Raw genomic sequence first — 7,656 nt, 5'->3', positions numbered from 1 at the left:
CTCCTCGAAGCGTGTCCACGTAGGATGCGAACCGCAGAGCGAGCTACGCCAAAGTGTCGACTGAGGATCTGCAGGAGTTCCTCATTTGCCTTGCCCTCTGCAGGCCTGGCATGTACATGGACGCGCCAGGGATCTCCTGGTTCCACATCCGATCTGCTGCTGCCTGGAATTACGCGTACACTGATTTGCATAATGTCTCCTTTTCAACGCAGCTGGGCCGTCTATCCCAGCAACCAGGGACAGGCGGCCCAGTACGTCTGCACGTCCGTCGCCCTTACTTCTTCGTCAGCAGGTGACAAGCCGCTGTGTGCCCCGGTGCAACCTCAATGACAAGAGGCTCCTGCTCTTTGCAGATGGGCATCGCATAGGGACACCGCGTGCGGAAGTGGCAGCCGGACGGAGGGTTCACCGGTGACGGCACGTCGCCCTGGAGTATGATGCGTTCGCGTTTCACCTCAGGATCAGGCACCGGCACTGCCGAGAGAAGAGCCTGCGTATACGGGTGAAGCGGGTGGTCAAACAGCTCATCGTTCTCAGCAGTCTCGACGATCTTACCAAGGTACATGACCGCAACGCGGTCAGACATGTGGCGTACAACAGCGAGGTCGTGAGCAATGAAGAGATACGTCAGGTCCAGCCGCTGTTGCAGCTCCTGGAGCAAGTTGATGATCTGCGACTGAATCGACACATCCAAGGCTGAGATGGGCTCGTCCAGGACTAGCAGTTCCGGGTTGATAATAAGTGCGCGGGCAACGCCAATACGCTGGCGCTGACCACCGGAGAATTCATGAGGATAGCGCTTTTCGTATTCAGGGCGCAGGCCCACAGTCTCCATCATGGTGGCGACGGCCTGTCTGCGCTCCTTGCGGGTGCCGATGCTATGCACATCCAGAGGCTCTTGAATGATATCGCCAACAGGCATTCGTGGGTTGAGTGAACCATACGGGTCCTGGAACATGATCTGCATGTTCCGACGGAGGGGCCGCATCTGGTTCGGAGTAAGGTTGGTGATGTCCTTCCCCTTATAAATAATCTTCCCGCCGGTGGGCTGCAACAGCTTTAACATAGTGCGCCCCGTGGTCGTCTTGCCCGATCCGGATTCTCCCACCAAGCTCAGAGTCTCGCCCTGACTGATGAAGAAGTTCACCTCGTCCACAGCCTTGACTGAGGCGACGGTCGTAGAGAAGATTCCTCCTTTGATAGGGAACCACTTCCTTAGTTTCTGGACTTCTACGAGTCTTGTTGCCATGGTCATTTCTCCTCTCTGCCTATGACTCGATAGGATGGAAGCAGCGTACCAAGTGACCGGGGGTAAGCTCGAGAATCTCCGGCTCTTCCTCTCTGCACTTCTCCGTGACGAATGGGCAGCGCGGGTTGAAACGGCAACCTTTGGGCATATGGTATGGGGAGGGGACCATGCCCTCGATGGCGGGCAATGGTTCGTTGGTCTTCTTCTCCGTGAATTTCGGAATGGACTGCAGCAGACCGTACGTGTATGGATGGCGCGGAGACTTGAAAATCTCTTTGGCAGTAGCGTTCTCGACAATCTTGCCGGCATAGGCGATGGCGATGGCCTCTGCCATTTCGGCGACGACGGCGAGGTTGTGCGTAATGATGAGGATAGCCATACCGAGCTTCTTCTGAAGTCCGCGCATCAGGTCAAGAATCTGTGCCTGGATGGTGACATCAAGCGCCGTCGTGGCTTCATCAGAGATCAGGAGCTCAGGATTCGAGGACAGTGCCATGGCTATCATGACCCTCTGGCGCATGCCACCGCTCATTTCATGCGGGTACTGGCTGAAGCGCCGTTCGGGCTCGGGGATGCCGACCAGGTGAAGCATCTCGACGGTACGCTTCTTCGCCTCAACGCCATCAATCTTCTGATGCAGGGTAATGGCTTCACTGATCTGATTCCCAATCGTGTAGACGGGGTTGAGCGATGTCATGGGTTCCTGGAAGATCATGGAGATTTTGTCACCGCGTATCATGCGCATCTCTTCTTCATTCTTCTTGAGAAGGTCTTTTCCATGGAAGAAGATCTCGCCTCCGATGATCTTGCCAGGAGGGTTGGGAATAAGGCGCATGATCGAGAGGGCTGTAACGGATTTTCCGCAACCAGACTCGCCCACCAGGCCTACAACCTCTCCCCGGTGAATAGTCAGATCAATGCCATCCACGGCCGGAACAACACCATCCTCTGTGTAGAAAAACGTACGCAGATTCTTGATATCAACAAGTACTTCTCGATTGTCCACGGAACCTCCTACAGTTTCAGTTTCGGATCGATGGCGTCGCGAAGTCCATCTCCGAAGAAGTTGAATCCAAGAACAGTCATGAAGATAGCCAGACCGGGGTAGATGATCAGTCGGGGCGAATTCCAGATGAACTGCTGGGCGTTCTGCAGCATGTTTCCCCAACTGGCGAAGGGGGCCTGAACACCAAATCCGAGGAAGCTGATGGATGCCTCGTAGATGATGTTTCCACCGATACCGATGGTCGTCGAAACGATGAGGACTGCCAGCGTGTTCGGGAACAGATGTCTCCACATGATACGGTTGGCACTGGCACCGATCGCGCGGGCCGCCTCCACGTACTCCTGCTCCTTGAGGGAAAGGACCAGACCCCGGACGAGACGGGCGTCGACCATCCAGCCGAACACAACGATGACCAGGATAATCTGCCACACGCCCTTGCCAAAGACGCTCGCCAGAGCTATCAGCAGCGGGAACGTCGGGATGGACAGCATGGCATCTGTGAACCGCATGAGGATGTTGTCCGCCCAGCCGCCGTAGTAACCCGCAACAAGCCCAACAAAGGCTCCAGCAAGTGTCGAGCTGATCGCAGAAATGAAGCCAATGAACAGCGAGATGCGCCCTCCGAAGAACATACGGGCAAGCACGTCACGACCATAGTCGTCGGTACCCAAAGGGTGTGCACGGGAAGCAGGATTGAAGAGCCCACCCAAACCCTCGATCTGAGTATTTGGATCGGCGCGCCAAATAAGGGGACCAACGAACACGAACAGCAGGATAAAAATCAGCATGAATGCACCGACCATGGCCAACTTGTGACGGGTCAGACGGTGAAACACCATACCAGCGTATGTGTAGTCCTCAGAGGACTTCTTCTGGCCCTTCTTCTTAGCTTCGATAGCTTTTTCCGCCATGATGTCCTCCTAACTATACTTGATACGCGGGTCAACCCAGGCGTACACGATATCTGCTACCAGGTTGAAGACAATGACAAGGAAGCTGGTCAGCATGAGGGAAATCATGGCCGTAGGATAGTCGGCCTTGATGTTTGCTGCAATGAAAAGGCTTCCCATCCCTGGAATGCTGAAAATCGTCTCCGTAATGGCTGCGCCTCCGACAATGCCAGGTATCGACAATGCTATCAACGTCACAATCGGGATCATTGCGTTGCGCAGCGCATGCTTATAGATGACGGAACGCTCAGGAACACCCTTGGCACGGGCCGTACGGATATAGTCCTGGCGAATGACCTCGAGCATGGAGGACCGCATGTAGCGCGCATAACCACCCAGCGAGAAGAAGGCCAGAACGATGACGGGCATCACAAGATACTGCGCCCGGTCTCCAAGTTTCGCCCAGAACGGAGCTTCCTCCAGTCCCGGCGTGATGATCCCACCCGCAGGCAGCAGCGGCATTCCGTTGGGTCGTTTCAGGACGACGCTGAAGAGCATCATCATGAGGAGTCCAAACCAGAACGTCGGCATGGACATGCCCAGAAAGCTGATGACCGTGACGACATAATCGGTCACGGAGTACTGCTTCACAGCAGAAATGATGCCAATTGGAAGAGCAATGGCAATAGACACCAGGAATTCGATCCCCATGAGCCGCACGGTCACAGGCAACGCCCTGGAGATGACGTCGCGAGCTGTAGAGCCAGGATACAGGAGAGAGGGGCCCCAGTCCCCACGAATAACGCCACTGAACCACTTGAAGAACCTCAGGTACCACGGAAGGTCAAACCCCCAGGCTTTGATGAGGCGCTGGATGTCTGCCTTCTTGATTCGCGGGTTCTCGATCAGAGCCGCGAATGGGTTTGGCACAAGGGAGAAGATGCCAAACGACACGATCATCACGATCAGGATCAGCGGGATCATGCCCAGAACACGCCGGACTATGTAATCTCTCATGTTGGCAAAGACTCCTTTCGGCAGTCTCCCGCGCCTCTCTGTGAAGGCGTGGGAGCGGATGAATCGAATCTACGGATTCTTAGACTCCATAGTTGCGGTGTCAACAAACCTGGTCATCGTACCTATTTCCACTAATACCGAATACCTCTACTGAATGTTCCAGTTGTTGTACAGAGAAATCGAAGCAGGACAATCGCCCAACGTTACTGTCCGCCGAGCCAACTAGCTATTCATCTACCTTGACGTTATACCACGGTCAGTTGAGAGTGTCAATTGAACGTGCGACTCGCAGACATCGGCTCCAGGGACAACGCGGTGCAGAATGAGGCCGCTGCAAATCCAACTCCAGGAACTGTGCTCACGAGCACTTGGTTACACCTGAGACGGCGAACGGGGTCCAAAAATTCCCGTACCAACACGTATCATATTAGAGCCGTGCTCGATCGCCAGTTCAAAGTCGTCGGACGTTCCCATGGACAGCAACGTGACATGTGACGAACCCAAGTCGCTGGCGAGCTCGTGGAATAGTATGCTGACGGATTGGTATATTGCTGCACGCATCTGCATGGTTGCTTGTAGAGGGACTACTGCCATCAGTCCGGAGACCTCATGTAGCCAGGGAGCATCCGCGGCGGCAAACTCACGAATCTGGGGCATAGTCAGTCCACCCTTCTGCGATTCTTCACCAGCATTCACCTCCAGCAGGAACGTACGCGCCCTCTGTGCCCCGCGATCCTGCGTCCCATGCAGACGTTCGAGGAATTCTGGGCCTGCCGAATCGACCGCGTCGAACACTCGGAGGATGGTGTTGTACTTGTTCGACTGGAGTCGGCCAATGTACCGGACAGTCACCTCACGACTCTCACGCAGAGCGAAGACATCCTTGCGAATGGCTTCCTGCAGGTAATTCTCACCGATTTCGGTCACCCCTGCATCAATGGCTTCTAGTATTCGGGGAAGAGGCTGTGTCTTCGTCACACAGACAATATGCAGTTCGCCGGGCTGACCAACCGCCCGGCGATACGACAAACAAGCACGCTCACGAACTTCCGCAAGACGCTCAGCTATCGAACCCACATCCGGCGCTAGAAGCCGCGAGGCGGTCCCTTGCGCAGTATGGCGGGGAGCTCAACTTCCTCGACCTTGAATTCCTTGAGAATCTTCTTCTCCTGCTCCGCTTCAGCCTTCTGAGGCTGCATCCCGGATGCCACTACTGTGATACGAATCTCATCGTTAGGCTCGCCAGACTCACCCAGGACTTCGTCGAAAGGATCGGCTAGACCGAAGATGATCTTGGCATCCTTTGATGCACTCGACTGGATAGCCGTCGAGATGATATCCATCTCTTCCATAGAAATCTCGTGGCCAATAACGTTATAGATAAGTCCGGTGGCGCCCTGCATCGAGTACTCGAGAAGCTCGTAGTTGGTGGCGGCTCTGATGGCCTTTTCCGCACGTTCGTCGCCCTTGCCGGTTCCCATACCTATCCAGATGCTGCCGTCCGCTCCGCTGGGAAGCTCTCCAGAAGGAGTCGATGTCAGGACGTTTTTGAGATCGGCAAAATCGAGGTTGATGATGCCGGGTGTCCGGATGAGCTCAGTAATGCCCTGGACCGCCTTTTTCAGGACCTCGTCCGCTTTGCGGAATGCATTGTTGATGGTAATCTTCCCTTCCTCCAGCTTGAACAGTCGCTGGTTTGGGATGACGACCAATCCGTCAACGCTGTCACGAAGCTCCTTGATGCCATCCGATGCGACCTTGGATCGCTGAGGGCCCTCAAAGTTGAATGGTTTGGTAACAATTGCGATGGTGAGGATACCCAGTTCACGAGCCACTTTCGCCAGGACGGGCGAACCGCCCGTACCTGTGCCTCCGCCCATGCCGGCAGTTATGAACAGGAGAGAGGAACCGGTAATTGCTTCTTTGAGCATCTCTCTGCTCTCTTCTGCTGCTTTTCTCCCGACCTCAGGGTCAGCGCCTGCACCCATCCCTCGAGCAACCTTTGCTCCAATCTGAATCTTACTTTCTGCCCGACTATATCGCAGAACCTGTGTGTCGGTGTTGACAGTCACAAAATCGACGCCGGAAGGAAAATCCCCCACCATCCGATTGATGGCATTGCCACCCCCACCGCCCACGCCAATGACTCTAATGCTTACGTTCGAGCTTCCCCAGGGATCCAGTCGATCATCCATTGTGGATTTCCCTCCCCGTCAGTTTGTCTTAGTCGAACAGGTCAAGACCCTTGAACAAACCACTCAGGCCTTTGAATGCGCGCTTCTTCCTTTGAACTGCGGCACCATCACTGTGAATGCCGAGCTCGAGCAACCCAACCGAAGTCGAGAAGCTGGGATTCTTGAACGAGCTGAAAACAACGTCGTCGACTGTCGGCTGTCCCACTCGGGCTCGAAGCCCACTGATCTCAGAAAACTTGTCCGTAATGTGAGACACCATAGCCGTCCCTCCCGTCAAGACGAGGCCGGCCGGAAGCATGTTATTGTAGCTGGAGTGCACCAGTTCCAACTTCACGGCTTCAGCTATTTCTTCAATGCGAGACGTCACGACATCGCTGATATATGACTTGGTTGTTGCAAGAACACCATCACCCGATGCTGTCGAATAACTCACCTGGCTGTCCTGGAAGTCCTTTCCCCTGCTCGCATCCACCGAACCGTACGCCACCTTGAGCTCTTCAGCAACATTCAGGCTCGTCTTCAACATCATAGCAAGATCCATCGTCACATGGCGGCCACCAATGGGCAGAACAGCAACATAACTGAGACTGCCTCCTGTGAAGACAGCCAGGTCTGTCGTGTCTCCTCCGATATCGACACAAGCGACTCCAATTTCTTTCTCTTCTGCTGAAAGGACAGCATCAGCTGAAGCCAGACCTTCGAGCACAAGCTTGTCTACCTTGAGACCGGACTCTGTCACACAGCGACGAAGATTGTCCAGAATCGTCGACTGTCCGGTGACGATGAACGCCTCGAACTCAAGACGGATGCCCGACATTCTCAGCGGGTCCTTGATGCCTTCCTGACCATCTACGAGGTATTGGCGCGGGATCACATGAATGATCTCCTGATTCGGTCCCAGCAGGACAGCCCTGGCAGACTCCCACACGCGATCCACGTCGTCCTTCTGTATCTCGCGCCCCGGCCGGGATATTGCCACAAGACCGCGGTTCACCAATCCAGTGATATGAGTACCGCCGACGTTCACGATCACCGACGAGACGGAGTAACTGCTCATCCGTTCTGCCTCGTTGCGTGCCGTCTGGATAGCCTGCGTTACACCTTCCATGTCGACGACCACTCCACGCTTCAGACTACTGCACGGAGCCGTACCGACCCCAAGGATAGAGTCGAGGCTGTCTCCTGTCGCCGAAGCTATCAACATCTTGACACGGGTACTTCCAATATCGAGTACGCTGACGATTCTTTCCTGGCCAGCCATCATGCCTCCTTCTTCAAGAGAACGCGCCGGATGATTGC

Annotated in this window: 8 protein-coding genes; all 8 read right to left on the bottom strand. The window is 55.0% G+C overall.

What is annotated here, in order from left to right:
• Positions 1 to 191 (bottom strand): DUF167 domain-containing protein (locus SMC5_RS02815; protein ID WP_133299150.1); only part of this gene is annotated, 191 nt, incomplete at its 3' end.
• A gap of 83 nt (positions 192 to 274) precedes the next feature.
• Complete coding sequence (locus tag SMC5_RS02810; protein WP_119119509.1) at positions 275 to 1,249, bottom strand: ABC transporter ATP-binding protein; 975 nt, start codon at positions 1,247 to 1,249, stop codon at positions 275 to 277.
• A 19-nt stretch (positions 1,250 to 1,268) separates the two neighbouring features.
• Entirely contained in the window at positions 1,269 to 2,255 is a 987-nt protein-coding gene (locus SMC5_RS02805) for an ABC transporter ATP-binding protein (RefSeq protein ID WP_119119508.1), read from the bottom strand.
• Between the two features lie 8 nt (positions 2,256 to 2,263).
• Entirely contained in the window at positions 2,264 to 3,166 is a 903-nt protein-coding gene (locus tag SMC5_RS02800) for an ABC transporter permease (RefSeq protein ID WP_119119507.1), read from the bottom strand.
• Positions 3,167 to 3,175: 9 nt separating this feature from the next.
• Complete coding sequence (locus SMC5_RS02795; protein WP_119119506.1) at positions 3,176 to 4,162, bottom strand: ABC transporter permease; 987 nt, start codon at positions 4,160 to 4,162, stop codon at positions 3,176 to 3,178.
• A gap of 372 nt (positions 4,163 to 4,534) precedes the next feature.
• Positions 4,535 to 5,239: a YggS family pyridoxal phosphate-dependent enzyme gene (locus tag SMC5_RS02790; protein ID WP_119119505.1), complete on the bottom strand. Its 705-nt coding sequence runs from the start codon at positions 5,237 to 5,239 to the stop codon at positions 4,535 to 4,537.
• Between the two features lie 8 nt (positions 5,240 to 5,247).
• Positions 5,248 to 6,357 carry a cell division protein FtsZ gene (gene ftsZ, locus SMC5_RS02785; RefSeq protein ID WP_119119504.1) on the bottom strand — a complete coding sequence of 370 codons (1,110 nt, stop codon included), beginning with the start codon at positions 6,355 to 6,357 and terminating at the stop codon, positions 5,248 to 5,250.
• Positions 6,358 to 6,385: 28 nt separating this feature from the next.
• Positions 6,386 to 7,656 (bottom strand): cell division protein FtsA (gene ftsA, locus SMC5_RS02780; RefSeq protein ID WP_119119503.1); only part of this gene is annotated, 1,271 nt, incomplete at its 5' end.

Source organism: Candidatus Cryosericum odellii (assembly GCF_003570935.1).
Classification (GTDB): Bacteria; Caldisericota; Caldisericia; order Cryosericales; family Cryosericaceae; genus Cryosericum; species Cryosericum odellii.
The sequence above is the reverse complement of the archived record's forward strand: the minus strand, read 5'-3'. Positions and strand labels throughout refer to the sequence as shown.

What these genes read in the sequence shown, in the direction of transcription:
- SMC5_RS02810 (WP_119119509.1), bottom strand. Translation starts at nt 1,249, where the DNA reads ATGGCAACAAGACTCGTAGAAGTCCAGAAACTAAGGAAGTGGTTCCCT.
- SMC5_RS02800 (WP_119119507.1), bottom strand. Translation starts at nt 3,166, where the DNA reads ATGGCGGAAAAAGCTATCGAAGCTAAGAAGAAGGGCCAGAAGAAGTCC.
- SMC5_RS02795 (WP_119119506.1), bottom strand. Translation starts at nt 4,162, where the DNA reads ATGAGAGATTACATAGTCCGGCGTGTTCTGGGCATGATCCCGCTGATC.
- ftsZ (WP_119119504.1), bottom strand. Translation starts at nt 6,357, where the DNA reads ATGGATGATCGACTGGATCCCTGGGGAAGCTCGAACGTAAGCATTAGA.